The sequence below is a fragment of the Methanocalculus sp. MC3 genome (assembly GCF_054767395.1).
Window position 1 is genome coordinate 489,528 of sequence record NZ_BAABMP010000001.1, and the last position, 22,619, is coordinate 512,146.

The following is a 22,619-nucleotide window of genomic DNA, read 5'->3' on the forward strand; positions in this document are numbered from 1 at the left end:
GGGGATGTATGGTATTTTTGTTCGGGCTGTTTGTATGAGAATCTGGTCTGTGAGAGGTATTTTGTGTATCGATTGGAGCCTCTATGAATAGAGATCAGGGTAGAGGATATACTTCCATGCAGGGATGATGATGATATCCTTTCCTTCGATCTGCTCATGGCCATAACTGTCCATTGTCAGGATGTACCCCTGAGCCAGATTATATTCATCAAGAGCATCAAGCAGCCCGCTAATCTCTCTCTTTCTTGTCTCGCTGCTCTGGAGATCAGCAGATACCTGGATAGCAGAGAGAACAGCTGGTTCCTTCATAATCAGGAAATCACATTCCTTCCCTGATGCACCTGGGTGATAGAAGAGGGAATATCCTTTCTTTGCCTGCAATAAATAAAGAAAAACGAGGTTCTCGAGTTTCTGTCCGATATTTTCAGAAAACCGGAATGATACGGTATTTAAGAAACTGTTGTCCCCTGTAAACACTTTCTTTGATGCCTGAATCTGTTTCTTCAGGGAATAATAAAATGCAGGCAGCGTGTAGAAGAGATATGAGTCTCTGAAGTACTCGATGTACTGGCTGATTGTGTTTGTGCTCTTCAGCCCTGTTACGCTCTTCAGAGTTGAATATGAAAATCTGGAGGTGGCATTCGAGGCAAGGTAGGTGGCGAGCCGTGCGAGCCCTGCCTGTTCACGTATCATATAGCGGGTTTCGATATCCCTCTTCAGGATGTCATTGAAATAATTCCCGGATAATTCGATGTTCTTCTCTTTCAATACCTCGGGAAAACCGCCATACTCGAGATATTCCTTAAAAAAATGAACAATTTCGGCAGATAGGTTTGAGGTGAGGAGGTGCTCTGCCGGTATCTCTATCTCTTTCAATCGTAAAAACTCGCGGAAACTGAATGGATGGAGATCCAGCACGACATTCCTTCCTGTGAGTGATGTTGCAATCTCTCCTCCCAGTATCTTTGCATTCGATCCTGTTACAAAGACTTTATACCCCTTGAAATGGAGGTTATTTGCCCATCGCTCCCATTGAGGTGCGTACTGTATTTCATCAAAGAAGAATACCGTCTTCTTTCTGCGGGAGAACAATTCTATTGCGATATTTTCGATATCATGGTAGTTGTCCGTTGTGATGTCGAGGAGCCTGATATCTTCAAAATTGATAAAAAGGATATTCTCATCCCGTTGTTGGTATTGATCTGCAATGAGCTTCAGGACGGTGCTCTTTCCTGATCGCCTGATGCCTGTTATTATGACGATCTCTTTTCCACGCATGTATCTCTGTAGATCGATATCCCGTTCTATCGTATCTTCAGGTATCCCTGCAAAGATCTCCTGATGTTGCAGGATTACATCCATGAGCTGCCCTTTATCCATGGTATATCCAACTCAGTTTCTCTCTTGTCGCTTCTCTTATATAACCGTTCTTTTCCATTGAGATGGTTCTTTATAATAAGAATATCATTGGCAAAGAAAGGTTATGGGTGGTTTATCGTGTACCTTTCCATACTCCTCCATTTCGAGCAGCATTGCAAAGCAGCGGAATCAAAAATTGAATGCCCTGGGTGGGCAATTGTATATGGGCGATTCGATCTATATCCGGGTACCACAGAAATTGAGCAGGCAGATACGTCATGATGGTGTGGTGAGTGATGGAAAAGCAGGAATATGGATCTCAGACGCAGCTCGTAATCGGGAAGATGAAGATTCTCATCATCGGAACACTTGGTGCCGGGAAGACAACACTTGCACGGACTCTCTCAGACGAAACCGGTCTTCCGTATATACCCATTGATGGCTGCCGGATCAGATATTCTGATGGCACAATTGTTGGTGAAGAGACGGCATGGCATTATTTTCTGGAGGCTTGTTCAGATCCATCCCCGGCAATCCTTGAGTTCTCAGGAATGGGCCCGTATGCCTGCCAGGTACGCGATGCACTTCTCTATTCGAAATTGCCTGTTGCAATCATCTGGATTGATTGCTTACACGATCTCTGTATCGACAGGGCAACAAAGCGGGAAATTACTATTCCTGCACCATTTAAATGGGCGCCAATCAGCTACTCTGTTCCCGCAATCCATTCCGGTATAGAGATTGCCTGGGAGGAGATGTGGACTAAAGAGCCTTCGTTTCATGTGATGAGAATGGCGCTCTCCCATGATCTACTCCCGAGTGAGGTCTATCAGAGGGTTGCATCATATCTCCAGGATCTCGTTCCAAAAAGGTCTTTTTAGTGGGTCGCTCCTGTGATTGCCAATCCTCGCCCTGGATAAGATCCTCTCTTCTCATCTGAATGATTGCATATTCAGATATGCAAAGATATATGATGATATATTCTCATATATCTCAATATGCCCGCTATCACCACCATCCGTATCAGCACTGATCTCCGGGACCGGCTGGCATCGTTGAAGGTGCACCCGAAGGAACCGTTTGAAGATGTTATCGAACGACTAATCGAGGTTGCGATCGACGATGAACCTCTCAGTGATGAAACGATCCGGGTAATAGAGGAGTCGCTTGCCGATATCAAAGCTGGTAGAGTTCAATCTCTTGAAGCTGTTGCAAGCGAACTTGGTCTTCTGGATGACTGATTGAATGGCGTATAAAGTGTTGATCTCAGCCGTTGCAAAAAAAGATCTTATCTGGCTCCCGGTACCTGTTGGAAAGGCAATATGCCGGGAGCTAAGCACGCTTGCCGGTGAAACGAATCCAAAAATCCATGTAAAAAAGCTCAAAGGGAGCAGCGAGCCGTCTTTTTATTCTCTACGGGTGGGGGACTACCGGGTCATCCTCACTATTACAAATGCGGTGATGATCATCCACGTTATTGAGACAGGTAATCGAAGCCCGGTATACTGTCAGTATTGAGGGTTATAGGACGGCAGATGCCTCGTTTAGCGCTCCCCCTGTCCGATTATTTATTCCCTGCCTCCCCTATCTCCTCATCAGAGGGATCGAGGATACAGAGCCTGGCAGCGGCACGTGCCTCCAAAAAAGCCTCTTCCGCTTCTTCGCTTCTGCCGAGCCTCGTGAGTGCCAGCCCCCGGTAGTACCATTGGAACCGGGTTTCTGCCACAAAGCCGAGCACCTTTTCCCATGCTTCTATTGCTTCTGCATGCCTTCCGAGGGCATCGAGGGCAGCACCCCGGATGTACCATGGAATGCAGAAATCCGGGTATATTGCTATCGCCTGATCGCATGATTCGATTGAATCAGCATATCTGCCAAGGGAGTTGAGTGAAGACCCCCGCAGTGCCCATGCATCCACATAACGGGGCTCGATCTTCGCTGCCCGGTCATATGACAGAATCGCCTCCTCATACCGGCCGAGGGCATGGAGGGCACGGCCCCGGCTGGTCCATGCCGGAGCTAAACCGTCATCATGCCGGACTGCATTTTCAAAGGCTTCAAGGGCCTCTTCATATCGCCCAAGGGTGCTCTGGACCAATCCCCGGTCATTCCATGCACCAGCATGCTTCGGATTTATCGTGAGTGCCCGGTCATATGACAGAATCGCCTCTTCGTACCTGCCGAGCCCCTCTAGAGCACTGCCCCGGTTTATCCATGCGATGCAATGTCCCGGCTCGATCTGGAGTGCCATATCATAGGATCTGAGGGCCTCTTCGTGCCGCCCGAGATTGCTCAGTGCCGCACCGCGATTATTCCAGGTATCGACATGGCCGGGATGGTGGGCGAGTGCCCGGTCAAAATAATCGAGCGCTTCGGCATAGTGCCCGGCGACCTGGAGCTCGACACCTTTGTTGAAATCGCTTTTCCTGAGAAAGTCAAAGAGTGGCATGGTGATGATCCTGGTTATGTAATATGGTTTCTATTCAGTGGCTTTCATGCTTTGGGCTCATGCAAAACCAGGGTAGAAAATATAATTAATGGAGTGAGAACTCTTCATCTTAAGTTCTCCGTCTTCATCGCTCCAGACAGATGTGCCTTCCCTTTATCAGTGAGGCGATATTGCTGCAACCGGCTGGATGGCTTCTCTGGAATTGTCATCTCGATAAAGCCTGCTTCCAGGGCAGGATGAATATAATTCTCCCTGAAATTGTGCCGGTGTGTCATACTAAGCCCTGATCTCAGTTCCTTAGAGGATTTTTCTCCATCAGCAAGGAGTGGCAGCAACCTCTCAACAGGGTCGGTCGACCGGGTCGCCGACTGGGTCACTGACCTGACCGGTGAGCCTGCACTATTCCGTTCTGACACATGATATCCCTCTCCATGCTGGTGAAGAAACACAGTGACCCGCACCCTCATGCCAACCTCAACCATAACCGGTTCGGGGAGTCCGAGTTCTTCCGCGTCACGTAAAATCCGACGAAATCCGCTCCCCCACTGTTCGATCAGGCCAATTTCCCTGAATATTCGTGCAATGACGCGGTTTCGAATTTTGGAAATACCCTGCTTCACGTCTTCAATCGTCATTCCAGGGAGCAAAATTCCTGGATTCTCGATCTCGATCCGGTCATCAAAGAATGATACACGGATTGGAGCACCTTTCTGGGAATAATCGGCATGCACAATTGCATTGATGAGGACCTCGCGGAGTATTGTCAGGGGGATACTCCAGACATCCTTCCGCCGTATTGCGGAGAAATCTGCACCCCTGAATGCATGCTTTTTGAGGAAGAGCATCACGCTCTCCACTGCATCCGGAAAATGATCGCGAATGTCGATATGATCGAAGATATCAGCCTTGTCAGTACCGCGGAACCTGCCGCACTGAATCCATGCATCAGGGAAGGAGTACTCCCTCTTCCTTCCAAAGAGGAGAATGGCGCCGTTTGTCAGCACCTCTCTTCCCTGCATGGGAACGATGAGCTTCAGGGTCTGGAGCTCTTCCCGATTCAACTCCCTGATCCCAAGGAAACTCTTCTTCGCAGCTTCAATGTCCAGGTCATTGATCAATTGATCCACAACCGGCAACTCATCGAAGGAGACACCGGAACAACTCCGGTGCAGCTCTTCGATAAGTTCCCGATCGGCTTGTCTGTTGGTGGATCCAAGCCGTACATAGACACCCTGATCCGGCCCCTCGCTCCTGATAAAATGTGGCCTTCGTCCACTTGGGTACACTGTCACTCCAAGCAGTGTCTTCTCTCCGATCGAAAAGAGTTCAATATCCGGGACAAGACGTGGAGCGATCGTATCGGCAATAAGGCTGCAGAGCCTCTCTTCCTCATCAAGCGGATCAGCGATACCCACAACAGCCCGTGATCCATCCAGAACACCAAATATGATCTGTCCGCCTGCCGTATTTGCAAAGGCGACTATTGCCTTGAGTATCTGCTTTGGCGAGCTGAGATCACGCTTGAATTCGAGGGTTTTTCCTTCCGGAAGCTGGATGATATCTGAGGGTGGAATCATTGAAATGCTCCAATTAGTGTTTACTATGACCTTGAGGCTTCACATTGCCGGGTGCAGAATCAATATTGGGTGAAGCAGATTTTGACAACGTGATTGTTTTTTTGCATTATATCCTTTCTTCCCAAGCATTGTCATAGTGCGGCTTTCTCTTGTTCAGCAGACATTACAGCCCAAACAAGAAAATGGATTCCTTCTCTTACCACTCAACCTCCATCACTGCCCGCTCCTCCTCCTTCAGTTCAGGCATACCAACGCCCTCGAACCGGTACTTCTCCATCGGATCGTAGGAGGCATGGAGTGTGCACTTGTCAAGGATATCCACAAACTCACGCAGGAATATACGGGGGATTACATCGATCCGGCCACCAAACCGGAGTGTTATCCGGTCGATCATCGCCCGTATGAACCTGAGGTTCACCCGTTCCGGGTCCACCTCCGCATATGCCTCGCCATAGATCTCAATGACCCGGGATGCCACCTCAAAGAGCCTCCTCTCATCAAACCGCTGAAGAACGATCTGGGTCTGGAGAGGATTCGCAAAACCGTCATCCTCCATCACCTGCAACCGGTCATAGAGCGGGGGGAGCGACCTGATCCCTTTTGGTCCCTCAAAGAAGGAAGGAGTTCCCGTGAAGAGGAAGAATGAGTGGGGCATCTCGTTTCTGTCAACAGAATCGATGATCCTCCTCAGGTTCACATACCCTTTCTCGCGGAGCGGCCGGGATGACCCCTGTGTCGTCTCCGCCTCATCAAAGGCGATTGCAATTCCCCGGTACCCTGCCTGGACGATGATCCTCGTCAGTCCCCGGAGGAAGGGGAGTGCTGAGCCTTCATCCACTGCTCCTTTCAGGCCTGCCTCGGACTTGAAACTCCGGCCAACCGTCTCCTCGCCGGATATCCAGCCGAGGGCTGCCTGTGCGATAGCGAAGTCGCCCCGGTTGTTTGCCTGGTAGTATGTCCTGACCGCAGCCGCGAGGCCGGAGTTCTCTTCGGATATCCTTAGGAGGGACGCCTCGATCTCTTCCGAAGCAGCCGCTGCCAGCCGCTCTTCATCCTCCTCGCCAAGCGACTCGATCAGCCGTTCTTCGATCCCAAAGATCCAGGTATCTATGATACTCTTTAATGCAGCCTCCCCGGTCCCGGTCCTGAGGTTCTGTGCAATCGCACGATAGAGGCCGGCAAGCTTGTGGAGCGGGGTGTCCGGAGAGATGACGACATGAGCAGTTGCAAACCCGCTGTTTCTCGCAATCTCAAGGGCACGGCAGATCAGAAAGGTCTTCCCGCTCCCAAAGTCGCCCCTGAAAAACTTCAGGTCTGATCGTCCGGCTGCCACATACTGAAGCTGATCGGCGATCACCCGCTCCTCGGTCGCGATACCGACTGCGAGCCGTTCAAGCCCATCTGCCGGGACAGTGCCCCGCCGGAGGGCATTGATGATCCCGATACTCTGAAGTTTCCGGTCGTTCTGTGTATTATCTAAAGATCCAGGCATATATCTCCCCATTCTCTGAGATGCCACGCTTCTCGATTATGCTGATCCCTTCTTCGCCTGCCTTCTTGATAATCTCATTGATGATCCCGGCAACACGCCTCGTGCCGAGAAGAGATCTGAGTTCCATCTCAGTTGCTTCCGAATGCTCCCGGATGAAGGCTGCGGCTTTCTCCTCCTTTTCGGTGAGCATCAGCCTCTCCCAGATCGGGATCTCTTCAGAAACCGCATCCGCCTGCATCCTCTGTATCACCGGCCTTTCAGAGAGTGCATGATCTTTTGCCTGTGAGAGGAGGGGGATAAAATCCTCAATTCTGATCGAGGAGGGATAGCAGGGCATCATATCAAGCCCGGTCAGGCAGTGTTCCTTGCATGCCTGGTAATCCCTTTTGTCAAGGGCATCGGATGCCGCATAAAGGGAGGCGACTGCGAGGATCTCTCTCCCGTTTGCAGTGAGATCCGGGATCATATCCATCAGCTGCCCGATGAGTCCATGGGTGATCTTCATGTTCTGGTACAGTTTCTCCTTACCATGGACAATCTCCCCTGCCATCATCTCGAGATCCTCTGCTCTTTGGATATGTGAGAGGATGTAGAGGATCACCTTCTCAGCCTCACGCCACTCGTGGTTTCGTGCAGAAAATGCAGCATAGGCGATGCCTCCACGGAGATAGTGGCTCCGGTATCCCCGGTAGAAGGTATCGCGGGCACGGGAGAGATCACCATAGCGTTCATACATCTCTCCCATCGAGACCAGGCAGACCCATGAAGGATGCGGTTCGAGGAGGGTGCCGATCTCCTCGATCACGGAATCCTGTCCCTTTGCCAACTCAAGGAAGGCGATATATTTTTCGATGATCACCTTCAGCGACTCCGGGTGTTCAAATGACCCGAGCTGTTCAGAGAGGAGCTCTGCATATTCTTCCCCTGCTGCATCCATCTCGCCTTTCGCCCTGAGCAGATCGCAGAAAAGAAGGTGGTAAATCGGCTCATCCTGGATCTCCCTGAGAGAGCGGAGCATTAAAATCGCCTCATCATAGGAATGAAGCTGTTTTGCAAGCAGCACTGCTGAGAAGAGGAGTTCGCAGTCTCTAAACTCCCGGATGTACCCTCTATAGCGTGCATATGCCTCTGCCGGATCAATCCGTGCAAGGGCAGATAGCCAGAGGCGGAGATAGATCAGATCGCTCTCCCTGATCCATGCCTCTTCAGCTGCATCTGCTGCCTCGGCATATCGTTTGGATGCGATTAATGCCTCGATGTACCCGGTTTTTTCCCCTCCCGCCGGTTTCATCTGCCTGTATATGGCAATCGCCTCATCAGCCTCCCCGATCGCAACCAGTGACCTGAGAAGAAGGAGGCAATCCGGGGGGTTCTGTGAGATCCGGACAAGGGCTTTCTGTACAGGAATGGCGCCACGATGATCTCCCTTCCCGGCAAGGATCCGGGAATACTCCCTGAGTGCAACAGGGTTCTGCTGGTCGAGGCGGATCGCCTCGGCATATCCGGCTGTCGCAGCAGGGATATCCCCTCTCCTCCTGAACACCTCTGCGAGCCCGAGATGTGCCTTTGAAGAGCCGGGAATTGTGGAGATGAGATCCAAAAAGGCAGCCTCGGCATCGCCCAGCCTCCCGAGTGCAAGAAGGTTCTCAGCAGCCAGGATCTCAAGCGCAATCTCCTTTGATCCGCTGCAGAGTGCCAACGACTCTTCATATGCTCCTGTCTCGTGGAGGAGAAATGCCTGTTGGATCCGGTCTTCCGGTGATATATCTTTCATCGAATGCGTATCCTGAGGAGTCCTGCAAGCATCGCTATCGAGTCAGTCATCCTGACGCTTGATCCGCCCCGGTCACTCCAGCTGATCGGCAGCTCGATCACGTCATACCCGGCATTATGGGCTCTCCAGAGGAGCTCGACATCAAACTCAAAGCCGGTGGACTCCACCGTATTTAGTATGCTGTCGATTAATTCCCGCCGGAATGCCTTTGCTCCGCATTGTGTATCTGCATATGGCAGCCCAAAGAGGATGCGTATCAGGATATTAAAGACCCTGCTCTGGACCCTGCGCATCAATCCCTGCCTGATCGGGATCATTGATTCGGGCATCCATCGTGATCCGATCACGCCATCTGCCTGATCGAGGTGCGAGAAGATCTGGTTCATCTCTTCAATGCCCGTTGAGCCATCGGCATCCATAAAACCGATATACTTTCGTGTGGCCTTTTTCATGCCCCTGGCTATGCCGCCGCCTTTGCCGAGCCGATCAGGAGAAGAGATGCAGGTGATATCGCAGTCGGGATTCTCCACGGTGAACCGGGAGACGATCGAGGCTGTTGCATCGGTTCCATCTGAAATAATGATGATCTCACCGCCAAATCCGATGAGATCGATGAGGAGGCTGCCTATCCTCTCCTCCTCATTATATGCAGGAATGATAAGGCTGCAATCCTTCTCAGGTACCAAATCCATGGTGTTATGCATTCAGTGTCGAGACGATCGCTTCACCAAATGCCTTTGCAGCAGTTGGTCCATTTGCAGTTATGATCTTTCCGTCGACAACAACCGGATCATTCTGCAGGGATGCACCCCCCTCTTTCATCGCATAGATTGAAGCGGGGCTTTCAAAGACCGTTGCCTTCTTACCCTTGAGAACACCTGCAAGCGCGAGGACAGCCGGGGAGAGGCAGATGGCTGCAACGACTTTTCCCTTCTCATTAAAGTCACTCACAAGCGAAACCAGCTCCCGGCTGCTCCAGAAGAAATCCTGTGCTCCGAGTCCGCCGATGATCACGATGCCATCGAATTCGGCAGCGGAAACGTCACCAAATGTTACGGTCGCCTCCACACGGTCCCCAATCATTCCCATGCACTCACCGGTCTGTGTGGATCCTATGACTGTTTCTATTCCCTTTGCCTTGAATATCTTCATCGGCTCACTCAGTTCTTCATCACGGAACCGATCTGGTGCAACTGCTACCAAGAGTTTCATGTATACTGGTATCGGAAACAATCACATTAAGGGTTTTCACGGGGGGAGGCTATCGACAATATGATCCCCTGGCTTTGTGAAGGTAGAAAATGACGACCGCCCCGATGATGATAAGCATGAGAATGGTTATGATTGCAACGATATTATGGCCAGTAAAACTATCTATGAGTGCGATACCTGAGGCAATGGTAAGGGCTGACAACCCGGATCCTGCAATAATACAGAGGAATGCCGGACGAGGGCTAATGCCCATAACCCTGCTGAGGATGGTCCCGTTAATCGCCCCTGATCCCTGAAGAGGGAAAAAGATAAAGAGGAAGAGTCCGAAGAGGGAGAGCCGTGATATCCATGAATTCGTTTCTGAGATCCTCTTCATACTCTCGTTACATTTCATGAAGATCTCTCCAAACCATGGGATTTTCGCTATATGGTGAAAATTCATTGCGATAAAGCATGCGCTTGCACAATCTATGATAAAAACAGCCGAGGCGATCATCCACCAGTCATATCCGAGAATGATGGCACATGGGATAACCGACTCCTTTCCGGCTGGCGGGATGACATATGCAGCCAGAAGGCTGAGAAACTGAAGCATTCTCCCTTCCGGAAGCATGAGGAGCAGAAGGAAAAGAAGTGGCAGAAAAAAGAGGAAAGGAGAGATGATATACGCAATTTCTGTCCATATTAAAGGCCTTTTGCTATCATATGTCTTCTCCAGATCCTCAGGAAGGGAAGAGATCTGCATATGATCTCTTCTCTGTCATTTTAGTGGATAAACTGATTGTGTCTCTCGTCCTGAGCAATTGAGCCCATCAAAACAACACCCCTCCTGATTTGATGGGATGAAATTCTGGGTCATTTGTTCCGTCAGATCTCCATAATGGGCCCTGAATATATCACTCAACTGCTCAATATCCCTGCCCTTGTCTTGAACAGCGATACGGTTCCACTGCCAGATTACCCAAAAACCCATTGAAAAGACAAAGCTATCGCTCTCTTTATTCCCCTCTCACCAAGGGGTTTGCCTCTTCTGACTGCAGGAATCAGTCCTCAGAATAACGTACTCAGGTGTGTCGGGTTCTTCACCCCGGCACGCAACCCCGTCAGGAGGAGCATTTGATAAACAACAAAGTTGAGGATTATATAGAGTTCCCGGCTTTCATGCTGAATCCTCCTGAGGTGAAAGGTAACTGATGCCTTCATCCGGGCATGTACCCGTTCACACTCACCACGGCTTCGCATGATTGCTGAGAATTCAGGGTCGAGAAGATTCTTGTTTCGGAAATGCATCCCGACCTGTTCCACTCTTCCGTTCTGGAAGAGGAATCTCAACTGTTGAGCCAGGGGAGCGTGGATATCTCCCCCTGCTCTCCAGAGCTTGTTGACCCAGTGTCTGATTCTCTCAACATTTCCTTCATTCTGGAGAACTGCTCCTTCCCGGATATCGATACAGGGTCGGGCATTCAGATGATACCAAACCTGAGCATGTGCTTCAAATGAGTCATATCCTGCATCAAGCAGCACATTGATGAGCCGTGGATTCAATGTCTTCACCCGTTTAAGAAGAGGTAGAAGATGAGATGGATCAGCATCGGTTCCATACGAATAGACCATTGCAAGAGGGTATGGTCCCAGATGGAAGATATGCGCTTTATCCATCTTCACCGAGTAGTGCGGATGAAACGGAGCATATTTGTCGTACCGGGAAGCTTCAATCGGAGTTGAATCAATGATACCTACCATCTCATTCTGTGCCCAGAGAAGGATTGCCTCGCCGACAAGGTGCATGAGCCGTTTCATCCCCTTGACTCCGAGACGGTATTTCACGAAGTAGTGGAGTGTTGCTGAATTGGGTATGATGTACCCATCTTCGCCCAACTCTGCCCCAAGATGAAAACAATCCTCGTCTGTCAGGAGAAGAATTGTCCGGGCATAGGATTGTTTCCTGAAACACTTGATGATAAGGAGTTTCAGCAGGAGATGAACCGGATAACGGAATCTGGTGCTTCCTGTGGGGTAGTATTCTCGTTCAATGGTCTGTGCAATTGTGTGCAGATGCGATGAACTCAGGAATTCTGAGATAGAGGTTCCCTGTTCAATCTCTTTAATTCGACCTGCTTTTTCCGAGAACTCAATGCTGGAGTCCATGAGCCAGTCGTACGCTGAGTATATAAACCTGACTGAAAACCCCTCTTAGGGGCGCAAAAAAGGTGAGAAGACCAGGAAAAATGAGGGAAATAACGTATAAATTGATGGGATTTTTCAGAGGAGCGCAGAATGACGGAAAAATGGGGAGGTTTTATAAGTCAGATCGGTGGTTTGATGGGCTCCAATTGTATCGGCCATCTTCTCTTCGTGCAGGCTCCACCCTGAACCCATGAAGCGCATAAAGATCAGAATTGTAGTATCAGGATATGCCGTTCCTGACCCGGCCCGAAATAGTCGTGCTCAAATGAATCCTCAGTAAATCCAAGGGAGCGATAGAGGGGGAGAGCCGCATGGTTTTTTGGTGAGACCGAGAGGAGTACCTGCGCAACCCCTGTCTCTTCAAATGTTGTGAGGAGCTGCTCAATTAATTTCCGGCCGATTCCCTTTCTCGTATGGCGATCTGCCACCTGGAGCCGGAGAACCCATCCCGTATCAGGGGAAGAGCTGACGATGGATCCGATGGTATAGCCGACGACTTCGCCATCTGCCGCTGCGACGAAGAATGTATCGCCAGCTATTGCCTGCATCTGCCTGATGAAGACATATGCACCTTGAATTGAGCCAGAACTCCGTTCCTCAATCCGGGAGACTGCCTCAAAATCCTCTGGTATTATTCTTCGGATGATGACCATAATCTAAGAATGGTGGCTGTATAAAAAAAAAGAAGTGAATTATCTCCGCCTGTAGGCGATGAGCACTGCTGCGCCGACTGCTCCAGCAAGAACTGCCAGGATCGATACCGGGGAAGGCTGGGGCTGGGTTGGTGCAATAGGCTGCAGGTTTGCATGGAGTTTTACCGTCTCTCCTGCTGCAGGCCAGTCAGTGATCTGGCTGGTAAAGTCTGAGTATCCTGCCTTTGAAACCCGGAATGTCTGGTAGGGGGTGGCTGTCGCATAGACCTGCACGGTCAGCTCGCCATTTGTAATCGTGCCTTTGAGATCATTGTCAAAGTAGACATTTGCGCCATCCACATTTGCATAGATGGTGTACCAGCCGATGCTTCCACCGATCGGTGCGGGCTCCGGGGTTGGCTGGGCAGGCTGCAGGGTGGCATACAGGTCAACAGTCTCACCCATTGCGGGATAATGGGTAATCTGTCCGGTATAGGGTGTATAGCCATCCTTTGTCACCATGAAGTAGGTGACCGGGGTGCCGGTGGTGTAGTACTCAACATAGAGTTTCTGATCTACGGTCTGCCCCTTGTATTCTCCTCCAAAATAGACGTCGGCTCCATCAACATTGCTGTGGATGAGGAACCAGGCCTTGTCTCCTCCGACCATCGCCGAGGCGGCGGGGAGGATCACCGCGATTGCGATGATTAATGCCAGGAAATGCTTGATTGTAACCATTTGAATTCCCATCTTTTCAGAAGGTGTTAATTATATAAAAAATATGGCGTCGAAATGCTTATGCCGGGCTGAAGGCGACTCATAAAGGATGAATTATATAGAGCGCCTGAAGCTGGATTCAGATCAGGCAAACCCGTTTTTTAAGATGATGGGAGTCAATGTCATCTCATTTGCCGAGGGTCACGCGGAACTGTCTATGGAGATTGTGCAGACGATGCATAATGGTGTCGGATGGCTCCAGGGAGGCATATTCGTTGCACTTGCCGATGAAGCGATGGCGCTTGCCCTCTATACGGTGCTTAACCAGACCGAAGGGATCGCCACCATCTCCGAATCAACCAGTTTCCTCCGTGGAGCACGGGATGGAACAATTGTTGCGCGCGGATGGGTGGTCAGGCGTGGACGGCGGGTCGCTTTTACAGAAGCTGAAGTCCGAAGAGGCGATGGATCGGGAGAAGTTCTTGCCAGGACGACCGCATCCTTTGCAATCGTTTCAAAAAACTGACCGTCCGGGTATCCCCTCCATTACCAACCGATGCGAAGGATAATAGTTTGAGAAAAGAGACGGATCTTAAGCGGGGGTCTATCTTGAAATATATTGTTGTTACCGGAGGGGTGATGAGTGGCCTTGGAAAAGGTATCACTGCTGCCTCAATTGGACGTATCCTGAAGAACCGTGGTTATATCGTAACTGCGGTGAAGATCGATCCATACCTCAATATCGATGCGGGCACGATGAATCCTGCACAGCATGGCGAGGTTTTTGTGCTCCGTGACGGCGCGGAGGTCGATCTTGATCTTGGGAACTATGAACGGTTCATGGATATCGAGCTCACCTCAGATCATAATATCACCACCGGAAAGATCTACCGGACCGTCATCGATAAGGAGCGGCATGGGGATTATCTCGGGGAGACGGTCCAGATCATCCCCCACATAACCGATATGATCAAGTGCCTGATCAGATCAGCTGCTGAAAACTGGAGGACAAACGGCGATCCGGCAGATGTCTGTATCGTCGAGGTTGGCGGAACTGTCGGCGATATCGAGAGCATGCCGTTTCTGGAGGCAGTTCGCCAGATGCATGGCGAGTCTGCACCCGGTGACTTTATACTCGTCCATGTCACGCTCATCCCCGCAGATTCGATGGGTGACCTGAAGACAAAGCCGACCCAGCACTCGGTGAAGGCGCTCAGGGAGCTCGGGCTGTATCCTGATGTCATCGTCGGCAGAAGCGAGCTGCCTGTCGGAGCCCATACGAAGAGAAAGATCTCGGCCTTCTGCGATGTACCGGAACGGGCGGTGATCAGTGCCACAACGGCCCCCGATACCTATCATGTCCCGATGGAGCTTGAGAAAGAGGGGCTTGCTGATGTCCTGATGGATCTCCTCCAGCTGGATGTGCATACTCTCTCAACTGACTGGTACAGGGTTGTGACCAAAGAATATACCAGCAGAATCACCGTTGCCATCGTCACCAAGTACGGGGTTGAGGATGTCTATATGAGCATCAAGGAGGCGCTGAAGCATGCAGGGCGCTCCCTCTCGACTGAAGTGAATATCAGGTGGATCGATGCCGAGGATTGTGAGGATTCCGCCTTCAACGAGGTTGACGGTATCCTGATCCCCGGCGGATTCGGGACACGCGGCATCGAAGGAAAGATCTCCGCGATCCGGTGCGCCCGCGAGAAGAAGATCCCTCTCCTCGGCCTCTGCCTCGGCTTCCAGCTGGCTGTCGTCGAATACGCCCGGAATATCGCAGGGTTCAGTGATGCGATCAGCGCGGAGATTGGAGATGGCACTCATGTGATCATGATCCTCCCCGAACAGGAGGATGAAGTTGATCTCGGTGGAACGATGCGGCTTGGAGACTATCCGGTTACGATCACTCCGGGTACAATTGCGGATCGGATCTATAAGGCACCTGAAGTGATCGAGCGGCACCGCCACCGTTATGAGGTGAACCCGGAGTATATACCGGTGCTTGAAGAACATGGCCTCATCTTCTCGGGAAGAAACGGGAACCGGATGGAGATTTTGGAGATATCAGATCATCCGTTCTTCTTTGCGACCCAGTTCCATCCCGAGTTCAGGTCACGTCCGACACGGCCATCCCCCCCGTTCCTCGGGTTCGTTACAGCATGTAAAACCGGAAAAAAGACAACATAGGTGACAACCATGGTAAATGCACAGAAATTCATTGAAGAAGCAGTTGAGGAGATAAAAGTAGCAGCAGCGGATGGCCATGTTGTCATGGCGCTCTCAGGCGGTGTCGACAGCTCGGTCTGTGCAGCTCTTGCAGCACGGGCAATCGGCGATCGGCTGATCCCGATCTACGTGGATACCGGCCTGATGAGGAAGGGCGAGAGTGCCCGGATAAAGCAGCTCTTTGGCTCAATCAATCTCAAGACCGTGGATGCCGCAGCTGAGTTCTTCACCTCCCTCAAAGGGATCATTGATCCCGAAGAGAAGAGGAAGGCGATTGGAGAGCGGTTCATCAGGATATTCGAGCATGAGGCAAAGGAGACCGGGGCCGAATATCTCCTTCAGGGAACCATCTATCCCGACAGAATCGAGAGCGAGGGCGGGATAAAAAGCCACCATAATGTCGGAGGAATGCCGCTTGACATCACATTCAAGGGAGTTCTTGAGCCGCTCCGGGACTTATACAAGGATGAGGTCAGGGTCGTTGCAGGTGCGCTTGGCCTGCCGCCTGAGATCCAGCACAGGATGCCGTTCCCGGGACCGGGCCTTGCAGTCAGGGTGCTTGGGGAGGTAACGCCAGAGAAGGTTGCGATTGTCAGGGAGGCAAACAATATCGTCGAGGAGGAGCTGATCGAGACCTACAGTCCATGGCAGTGCTTTGCCGCCCTCATCGGCCTTGGAACCGGTGTGAAAGGCGATGTAAGGCTTCATGGCTGGATCGTCTCTGTGCGTGCGGTAAACTCCCGCGACGGCATGACCGCAGATCCCCTCCGCCTTCCCTATGAGACCCTTGATCGGATTGCATCCCGTATCACCTCGGAGATCCCCGGTGTGGCACGGGTTGTCTACGATGTAACCCCAAAACCCCCTGCAACAATAGAATATGAGTGATGAATATGACTGATTACAAGAGTCTTGATGCCAGGTACTACATGCCTGCCTTCTCCCGGACGATGATGATCCGGCGTGGGAAGGGATGTACTGTCTGGGATGCTGATGGACGTGAGTATCTCGATTGTGTGGCAGGTATTGCCGTCTGTAGCACCGGCCATTGCCATGACCATGTCGTAGAGGCGATCTGCCGGCAGGCAAAGGAGCTGATCCACTGCTCAAACCTCTACTATGTTCCCGGACAGGCAGAATATGCAGAGCGTCTGGCAACGGCAACCCAAATGGCGCAGGTATTCTTCTCAAACTCCGGCGCTGAAGCAAATGACGCAGCACTGAAACTTGCACGGGTTGCGACAAAGCGAAAAGAGACCATCGCTTTTACCCATGGATTCCATGGGCGGACGATCGGATCACTTGCTGTAACGCATAAGCCTGCTATCCGCGAACCATTTGAACCTCTTGGATACGGGTGCAGGTTTGTTGAGTACGGGGATCTCGATGCACTCAGAAAAGCCGTCACCACAGATACTGCCGCAGTCATCCTTGAACCCATCCAGGGTGAATCCGGTGTCATCATCCCGCCTGAAGGGTTCATTGAGGGTGTCAGGGAGATCTGCGATGAGAAGGATGCACTCCTCATTGCTGACGAGGTGCAGACCGGCATGGGCAGGACCGGATCCTGGCTTCGGATGCACCAGACAAAGGTGATGCCCGATATTGTCTCGCTGGCAAAAGGGATCGCATCAGGGTTCCCGATCGGGGCAATTGCAGCACGTGAAGGTCTTGCATTTAAGAAGAGCGAGCATGGCAGCACCTTTGCGGGCGGGCCGCTTGCGATGGCCGCTTCAATGGCGACGATGGATGTCATCGAGCCGATCCTCCCCGGGATTGCAGGGAAGGGGAAGCGGTTTAGTGAAGCGCTGGCGAAATGGAATCCCCGTGTCTGCGGACTGATGATCGGCATCACCGTCGGCGAAGTGGAATGTCCGAAGGTCCAACAGCTCTGTCTTGATCGCGGCGTGCTGGTCAATTGTGCCGGAGATGGCAATCTCCGGCTTGTCCCGCCGCTGATCATCTCCGAGAGTGAGATCGATCGTGCAGCAGGAGTCGTTCATGAAGCCCTCACCGAGGTCCTTGGTTAGATCCTGTTTTCTGGACGGGGGATATGTCTTTGCCGGGAAGGCAGAGGATATCGCAGAGAGGTACGGTTTCTCCGAGGTGGCACGGCTCGCCTCAAACGAGAACCCCTCCCCCCCTTCAGATTCGGCACAGGCAGCAGCACAAGAGGCTATCCTCTCCTGTAACCGCTACCCCGGCACCACGCATGAAGAACTGATCAAAAAACTACAGGAGATCTATGGCTCATACCCGGTTGTCGCCAGTGCGGGGATGGATGGAGTCATCGAGACCATCGTCCGGGCACTCATCACCTCAGGTGATTCGGTGGTTATCTCCTCACCCACCTTCTCCTTCTATGGCCTTGCCGTCACCGCACAGGGAGGGAAGGTCGGATATGTACCGAGGAATGCCTCCTATGAAGTCGATCCGGAATCATTCATTGCAGCTGCACGGGACGCGAAACTCTCTTTCATCTGTTCCCCGAATAATCCCACGGGAACGGTTACGCCGCCTGAGGTGATCGCTTCTATCCTCGAGAATATCAACGGCATCCTCTTCCTCGACAACGCATATGTCGAGTTTTCAGATGTTGATTATCTGCCGCTGCTGGATCGGTACGAGAACCTGATCATCGGGAGGACGATGTCAAAGGTCTATGGGCTTGCCGGATTCAGGGTCGGGTATGCGTTTGTTCCGGAATGGTTCAGACCCTGTTATATGCGGGCGGAGACGCCGTTTGCACTGAATGCGGTCTCCGAGGCTGCCGCTGTCGGCGCACTCTCCGATACTTCCTATGCAGATCGCTACATCGCCCATGTTACACGGTGGCGGAGACGCTTCTGTGAGGAGATCCCCTATCCGGTTGCCCCGGGTGGTGCGAACTTTGTGATGATAGATCTTGCCCCCCGCACCGGGAAGGAGGCGATGGATGCACTGGCAAAGAAGGGTGTGCTGGTGCGTTCATGCGAGAGTTTCCCCGGACTTGGCGAGACCTTCATCAGGGTCTCTATCGGTGCTGACTGGGAATGCGAACGATTCCTCTCTGCGATTGTGTCACTATGATGATCGGCCTGACCGGAGTTCCCGGTACCGGAAAAACCACTGTTGCGGATATCCTTGAGGGACGGGGGGTGTATGTTGTCCGGATCAACGACACAATCACTCCCTATATTCTCGGAAGGGACCCGGATCGTGATACAATAATCATCGACGAAGAGCTCTGGGCAGCGGAGTTCCAGCCGGTTGATGGCGTGGTGGAAGGCCATCTTGCCCATCTCCTCCCCTGTGACCGGGTGGTGATCCTCAGGTGCGATCCCGATGTGCTTGTCGATCGGCTGATTGGGCGTGGATATTCTCCTGAGAAAGCAGAAGAAAATGCCCTTGCAGAAGCGCTTGACAGCACACTCATCGAGACCCTCGAGAACCATGATCCAGAAGTGATTTATGAGTTCGAGACGACAGATACAACGAGCGAGACAGTTGCTGACTTTGTTCTGGATGTCAGGGCGGGAGATGCCTCCCCCTCACATGGCACCTGTGACTGGTCTCTCTATCTCATGAACCGGATGCCATGACCCTGGATCAACTCCGCCCTCACATGACCGGGATTGTAACCCCGGTTGCAAGGCTCTCGATACGCCTCGGCCTCACCCCGAATACCTGCACGGTACTCGCACTTGTAGCGGCAATGGTTGCCGGAACTGCATTCTGGTACCGCGAGATTGGCCTCGGCGTCCTCTTTGTCGCCGTAAATGCGTTTTTTGATGCGATAGACGGTGCGATTGCCCGTGAATCCGGCTCTGCCGGTGTGAAGGGTGATTTCCTGGATCACGTGCTTGACCGGTATGCCGATATCATCATCATCGTCGGGATCTTTGCCGGAGGGTTTGCCTCATGGGAGGTCGGTGTCTTTGCCCTCACCGGTGTATTGATGTCCTCATATCTTGGAACCCAGGCCCAGGCGGTCGGGGTGGGCCGGTACTATGGCGGGCTCCTCGGGAGGGCCGACCGGCTGGTTCTGATCCTGCTTGCGGGGATTGCGGATATTCTCCTCCCGGCAGGACTCTTCTCATGGACCTATCTTGGGATCATGCTCCTGCTCTTTGGCTTCCTCGGCCATATCACCGCAATCCAGCGTTTCCGTTTTGTCTGGCGGGAGCTGAACCGTTCAGAGTGATCATCGCCTGGTATATGGCGATGATCTGCTCCACCTCAAGGACGGTCCGCTCTACAATCGCCCCGGTTCTGCCGGAGTCCACCATATCCCAGACAACGCCGCCACCGGCTTTTGTCTCATCGCCGATGAACCGCTTCAGGAGATCGGTATGGGTGACCGGGTGCGGGATGGGATGGCGCTCCCTCAAATATCCGATCCCGGCTGAAGCAAGGTCGAGCACCCGGCAGCAGCAGAAGGTCTCGTAGAGGTCTTTTGGGGGAGCGATGCTGTGGATGAGTGCTCGCGAGTAGAGGAAGGGGATATCAAAGGTTCCGATCCCAACACCTGCTATGATCAGATCTGCTTCGTGCTTCTCTTTTCCTTCCAGTTTCGCCCAGCATCCCTGAAAGAGTGAATAGATTGCTGCCAGGAGATCCCGCTCGGATTCATATTCCCATATCCAGTGTCCCTGTATCCCGGGTGAGTCGATCTGAAACGGGTTGCAGCAGCTGAATGCACCACCTATGAGATACACTCCCGGGAGATGCGGGTTTGCGGCAAGTGAGGGGATCCTCGGCCTGCTCCGGAGTGGTTCCGGGACATATGCCTCAAGATCGAAGAAGAGGATGGTGGTTTTTTTCGGGTTCAGTCGTGCCATGTCTCTGAAGAAATTAGCGTGTTATTCATTTCCATTGAGGAAACAGAAGGGATCTTCTGCATGGATGTCACCGGCGAGCCTGAGCGCCCTAACCCTGCATCCGCCGCCGCAGAGGGTGATATACCGGCAATTTCCACAGTGTCCGGTAAGTGCGGGTGATGCCTCCCTGAAGATCGAGAGGACCGGATGATCAGTTGCATCCCAGATCCGGGAGAATGGCTGGTCCCTGACTGATCCGACCCGGAGCTCGTCTGCCTGTGCAAACTGGCAGGGATAGACATTCCCCTGATGGTCGATGTTGGCAACCCGTGTCCCGGCACTGCATCCGCCTTTAAGGGATGCGACAAGCTCTTCTGCCTCGGCGATATCGTCGGCATTGTCCCGTTTCATTGCAGCAAGGAGGTGGATGGCATCCTGGGGCGAATCGACGGTGAGAAATTCCATTCGTTTCGGATCAGTTTCTTTTGCCCGCCTGTAGAGGAGTGTGAGCGCATCATCCACCTCACCACCGGAGAGCTGGAGACGGTTGTAGGCGTCTATTCCTCTCCCGCTTGGGACAAGCCAGTACAGGCAGAAGCGGGAAGCCCCGATCTCTTCTGCGAGATCGATGAGTGCGGGGAGTTCGGCATAGTTCTCTCTTGTCAGCGTCACCCGGACCCCGCACCTGACGCCTGCATCCCTGCAATGCGCAAATGCAGCAAGAGATCGTTCAAATGCGTCAGGCGATCCACGGAACCTGTTGTGGGTCTCTGCGGTCGCACCATCAAGCGATATCCCTGCATAGCCGATCCCGCCTGCCTTGATCTGCTCTGCGACTTCCTGTGTGATCAGGGTTCCGTTTGTCGAGAGGGCGGTCATAATGCCTCTCTTTCGCGCATGATCTGCCAGGGTCCAGATATCCTCCCTGAGGAGCGGCTCTCCGCCGGTGAAGAGGATCAGGGGAACTCCCATTGTTGCAAGGTCATCGATGAGTGCTAATGCCTCGCCTGTTGTCAGCTCGTTATTTGTGCCGTTTCCCGGACCCGATCGATTATAACAGTGGATACAGTTCAGGTTGCAGCGGGTTGTGAGGTTCCAGAAGATGACCGGCCGGTACTCGGCTGCATAGGCGAGGTACTCTCCACGGGATCCATTCCCTCCATTCTTCCTCTGATGCATCATGCCGCTGATTGTCCCTTTTCCATGGAGGCACTGTGTGATCCTGTTCATCTGGTTCCCTCTCCTGTCTGATCGAGCCGGACTGCCGGGACACGCTTTAACTCTTCGGTACTAAAGAGCACCTGGTACCCGGTGATCCCTTCCTCACGTGCAAACCTGCGTACGATGGAATAGACTTCGTCCTGTGTACGGTTATGATGAACGGTATAGACAGAGTACTCCCATTTTCCGGGAACGGGCTTTCTCAGGTAGCAGTGTGATACTCCGGGAAGATTCGCGAGCCTTTCAAAATCTTCCCATCCTTTTGGCACATTCCAGGCGACAAGTGCGTTTGCAGCAATTCCGATCTTCCGCTGGTTGATCCGTGCCCGGATCTTCCTGATGATCCCTGCATCCTTCATCTTCCGGATGCGGGTGATGACCTCCTCCTCCGGGATGCGAAGCCGGGATCCGATCTCAGCAAATGGCTGCTCCACCATGGGGACCCCCTCTTCAAGTTCCCTCAGGATTGCCCGGTCAGTCTCGTCCATCTGATTCCTCCGGGATGCAATGAAAGCGGACATCGATCTTGTACGATCTGATAGTGGGGAGGCTGATCATATCCTCATCCGAAATACCGGCTCTCTTCTGGATATCTGATAGTGTCGATTCGATCTCCTCCCCTGTTCCCCCGGCGATGGTGAACCAGATGGAATAGTAATGATCCCGCCGGTAGTTGTGAGATACTTCAGGGTAGCTGTTGATGATTGCTGCGACTTCATCTATTTGCTCTTCCGGGATGTGAAAAGCGATCAGCGATCCGGCATTCAGGCCGAATTTCCGGGATTCAAGGACAGGTGAGATCGTCCTGATGATCCCCGATTCTTTCAGGCGGCAGATGCGTTCCAGGCACTCCTTTTCGCCGAGTTCGATCTGATCCCCGATCTCCTTCCAGGGGCGGGGAGTGAGGGGAAGATCATCCTGCAGGGCATCAAGGAGGAGGAGATCGATCTGATCCAACTCGTTATCTGTTC

The 22,619-nt window shown here is 52.3% G+C and carries 25 protein-coding genes; 10 read left to right on the top strand and 15 right to left on the bottom strand.

Translation table 11 applies throughout. The features are described from left to right. Positions 1 to 81: 81 nt before the first annotated feature. Positions 82 to 1,380 carry an ATP-binding protein gene (locus ACYUBO_RS02530; RefSeq protein WP_460372117.1) on the bottom strand — a complete coding sequence of 433 codons (1,299 nt, stop codon included), beginning with the start codon at positions 1,378 to 1,380 and terminating at the stop codon, positions 82 to 84. 275 nt (positions 1,381 to 1,655) lie between these two features. Here ACYUBO_RS02530 and ACYUBO_RS02535 point away from each other — a divergent pair, with 275 nt between their 5' ends. From ACYUBO_RS02535 to ACYUBO_RS02545, 3 genes are all read left to right on the top strand, one after another. Next, a complete protein-coding gene (locus ACYUBO_RS02535) occupies positions 1,656 to 2,240 on the top strand; it encodes an AAA family ATPase (protein WP_460372119.1) in 585 nt (194 codons plus the stop codon). A 117-nt stretch (positions 2,241 to 2,357) separates the two neighbouring features. Continuing rightward, positions 2,358 to 2,600 carry a DUF7557 family protein gene (locus ACYUBO_RS02540; protein ID WP_460372121.1) on the top strand — a complete coding sequence of 81 codons (243 nt, stop codon included), beginning with the start codon at positions 2,358 to 2,360 and terminating at the stop codon, positions 2,598 to 2,600. A gap of 4 nt (positions 2,601 to 2,604) precedes the next feature. Next, positions 2,605 to 2,877: a type II toxin-antitoxin system RelE family toxin gene (locus ACYUBO_RS02545; protein ID WP_300334309.1), complete on the top strand. Its 273-nt coding sequence runs from the start codon at positions 2,605 to 2,607 to the stop codon at positions 2,875 to 2,877. A 46-nt stretch (positions 2,878 to 2,923) separates the two neighbouring features. Here the strand turns inward: ACYUBO_RS02545 and ACYUBO_RS02550 are convergent, their stop codons facing one another. The 10 genes from ACYUBO_RS02550 to ACYUBO_RS02595 all read right to left on the bottom strand — a co-directional run bounded on the left by ACYUBO_RS02550 (position 2,924) and on the right by ACYUBO_RS02595 (position 13,432). Continuing rightward, a complete protein-coding gene (locus tag ACYUBO_RS02550) occupies positions 2,924 to 3,808 on the bottom strand; it encodes a tetratricopeptide repeat protein (RefSeq protein WP_460372123.1) in 885 nt (294 codons plus the stop codon). 104 nt (positions 3,809 to 3,912) lie between these two features. Continuing rightward, positions 3,913 to 5,385 carry an ATP-binding protein gene (locus ACYUBO_RS02555; protein ID WP_460372125.1) on the bottom strand — a complete coding sequence of 491 codons (1,473 nt, stop codon included), beginning with the start codon at positions 5,383 to 5,385 and terminating at the stop codon, positions 3,913 to 3,915. A gap of 196 nt (positions 5,386 to 5,581) precedes the next feature. Then, on the bottom strand, positions 5,582 to 6,877 hold the full coding sequence (brxD, locus tag ACYUBO_RS02560; protein ID WP_460372127.1) for a BREX system ATP-binding protein BrxD: 1,296 nt from the start codon (positions 6,875 to 6,877) through the stop codon (positions 5,582 to 5,584). After that, the gene (locus tag ACYUBO_RS02565) at positions 6,858 to 8,651 is read right to left on the bottom strand and encodes a tetratricopeptide repeat protein (protein WP_460372129.1); all 1,794 of its coding nucleotides are present in this window, start codon (positions 8,649 to 8,651) and stop codon (positions 6,858 to 6,860) included. The genes brxD and ACYUBO_RS02565 overlap by 20 nt, the downstream gene beginning before the upstream one ends. Then, positions 8,648 to 9,355 (bottom strand): glycosyltransferase, encoded by a 708-nt coding sequence (locus ACYUBO_RS02570; protein ID WP_300330262.1) that lies wholly within the window; start codon positions 9,353 to 9,355, stop codon positions 8,648 to 8,650. The genes ACYUBO_RS02565 and ACYUBO_RS02570 overlap by 4 nt, the downstream gene beginning before the upstream one ends. After that, entirely contained in the window at positions 9,348 to 9,863 is a 516-nt protein-coding gene (locus ACYUBO_RS02575) for a DJ-1/PfpI family protein (protein WP_300330259.1), read from the bottom strand. Before ACYUBO_RS02575 ends, ACYUBO_RS02570 begins: the two co-directional genes overlap by 8 nt. A gap of 49 nt (positions 9,864 to 9,912) precedes the next feature. Further along, positions 9,913 to 10,608: a small multi-drug export protein gene (locus ACYUBO_RS02580; protein ID WP_460372131.1), complete on the bottom strand. Its 696-nt coding sequence runs from the start codon at positions 10,606 to 10,608 to the stop codon at positions 9,913 to 9,915. Positions 10,609 to 10,913: 305 nt separating this feature from the next. Then, positions 10,914 to 12,011: a transposase gene (locus ACYUBO_RS02585; protein WP_460371484.1), complete on the bottom strand. Its 1,098-nt coding sequence runs from the start codon at positions 12,009 to 12,011 to the stop codon at positions 10,914 to 10,916. 245 nt (positions 12,012 to 12,256) lie between these two features. Next, complete coding sequence (locus ACYUBO_RS02590; RefSeq protein WP_460372132.1) at positions 12,257 to 12,703, bottom strand: GNAT family N-acetyltransferase; 447 nt, start codon at positions 12,701 to 12,703, stop codon at positions 12,257 to 12,259. A gap of 39 nt (positions 12,704 to 12,742) precedes the next feature. Next, positions 12,743 to 13,432, bottom strand: a complete 690-nt coding sequence (locus ACYUBO_RS02595) for a PEGA domain-containing protein (RefSeq protein ID WP_460372134.1) — start codon at positions 13,430 to 13,432, stop codon at positions 12,743 to 12,745. A gap of 76 nt (positions 13,433 to 13,508) precedes the next feature. On the opposite strand from ACYUBO_RS02595, the gene ACYUBO_RS02600 reads away from it, so the two are divergent. The 7 genes from ACYUBO_RS02600 (at position 13,509) to ACYUBO_RS02630 (ending at position 19,811) form a co-directional block, all read left to right on the top strand. Continuing rightward, on the top strand, positions 13,509 to 13,925 hold the full coding sequence (locus tag ACYUBO_RS02600; RefSeq protein WP_300332761.1) for a PaaI family thioesterase: 417 nt from the start codon (positions 13,509 to 13,511) through the stop codon (positions 13,923 to 13,925). An 83-nt stretch (positions 13,926 to 14,008) separates the two neighbouring features. Further along, a complete protein-coding gene (pyrG, locus tag ACYUBO_RS02605; protein ID WP_300332763.1) occupies positions 14,009 to 15,589 on the top strand; it encodes a glutamine hydrolyzing CTP synthase in 1,581 nt (526 codons plus the stop codon). A gap of 9 nt (positions 15,590 to 15,598) precedes the next feature. Continuing rightward, entirely contained in the window at positions 15,599 to 16,516 is a 918-nt protein-coding gene (gene guaA, locus ACYUBO_RS02610) for a glutamine-hydrolyzing GMP synthase (protein ID WP_300332765.1), read from the top strand. Positions 16,517 to 16,521: 5 nt separating this feature from the next. After that, positions 16,522 to 17,658 (top strand): aspartate aminotransferase family protein, encoded by a 1,137-nt coding sequence (locus ACYUBO_RS02615; protein ID WP_460372136.1) that lies wholly within the window; start codon positions 16,522 to 16,524, stop codon positions 17,656 to 17,658. After that, entirely contained in the window at positions 17,630 to 18,697 is a 1,068-nt protein-coding gene (locus tag ACYUBO_RS02620) for a pyridoxal phosphate-dependent aminotransferase (protein WP_460372138.1), read from the top strand. The genes ACYUBO_RS02615 and ACYUBO_RS02620 overlap by 29 nt, the downstream gene beginning before the upstream one ends. Continuing rightward, positions 18,661 to 19,209 (top strand): adenylate kinase family protein, encoded by a 549-nt coding sequence (locus tag ACYUBO_RS02625; RefSeq protein ID WP_460372140.1) that lies wholly within the window; start codon positions 18,661 to 18,663, stop codon positions 19,207 to 19,209. Before ACYUBO_RS02620 ends, ACYUBO_RS02625 begins: the two co-directional genes overlap by 37 nt. After that, positions 19,206 to 19,811 carry a CDP-alcohol phosphatidyltransferase family protein gene (locus tag ACYUBO_RS02630; protein WP_460372141.1) on the top strand — a complete coding sequence of 202 codons (606 nt, stop codon included), beginning with the start codon at positions 19,206 to 19,208 and terminating at the stop codon, positions 19,809 to 19,811. The genes ACYUBO_RS02625 and ACYUBO_RS02630 overlap by 4 nt, the downstream gene beginning before the upstream one ends. On the opposite strand, the gene ACYUBO_RS02635 is transcribed toward ACYUBO_RS02630, so the two are convergent. The 4 genes from ACYUBO_RS02635 to ahbA are packed head-to-tail and all read right to left on the bottom strand — an operon-like array spanning position 19,756 to position 22,605. Beyond that, positions 19,756 to 20,448: a 3'-5' exonuclease family protein gene (locus ACYUBO_RS02635; protein WP_460372142.1), complete on the bottom strand. Its 693-nt coding sequence runs from the start codon at positions 20,446 to 20,448 to the stop codon at positions 19,756 to 19,758. The two genes, ACYUBO_RS02630 and ACYUBO_RS02635, sit on opposite strands and share 56 nt — an antisense overlap. A 21-nt stretch (positions 20,449 to 20,469) precedes the next feature. After that, a complete protein-coding gene (locus ACYUBO_RS02640) occupies positions 20,470 to 21,657 on the bottom strand; it encodes a radical SAM protein (RefSeq protein WP_460372144.1) in 1,188 nt (395 codons plus the stop codon). After that, positions 21,654 to 22,136, bottom strand: coding sequence for a siroheme decarboxylase subunit beta (ahbB, locus tag ACYUBO_RS02645; protein WP_460372146.1), 483 nt, complete (start codon positions 22,134 to 22,136; stop codon positions 21,654 to 21,656). Before ahbB ends, ACYUBO_RS02640 begins: the two co-directional genes overlap by 4 nt. Then, complete coding sequence (gene ahbA / locus ACYUBO_RS02650; protein WP_460372148.1) at positions 22,123 to 22,605, bottom strand: siroheme decarboxylase subunit alpha; 483 nt, start codon at positions 22,603 to 22,605, stop codon at positions 22,123 to 22,125. The genes ahbB and ahbA overlap by 14 nt, the downstream gene beginning before the upstream one ends. Positions 22,606 to 22,619 lie beyond the last annotated feature (14 nt).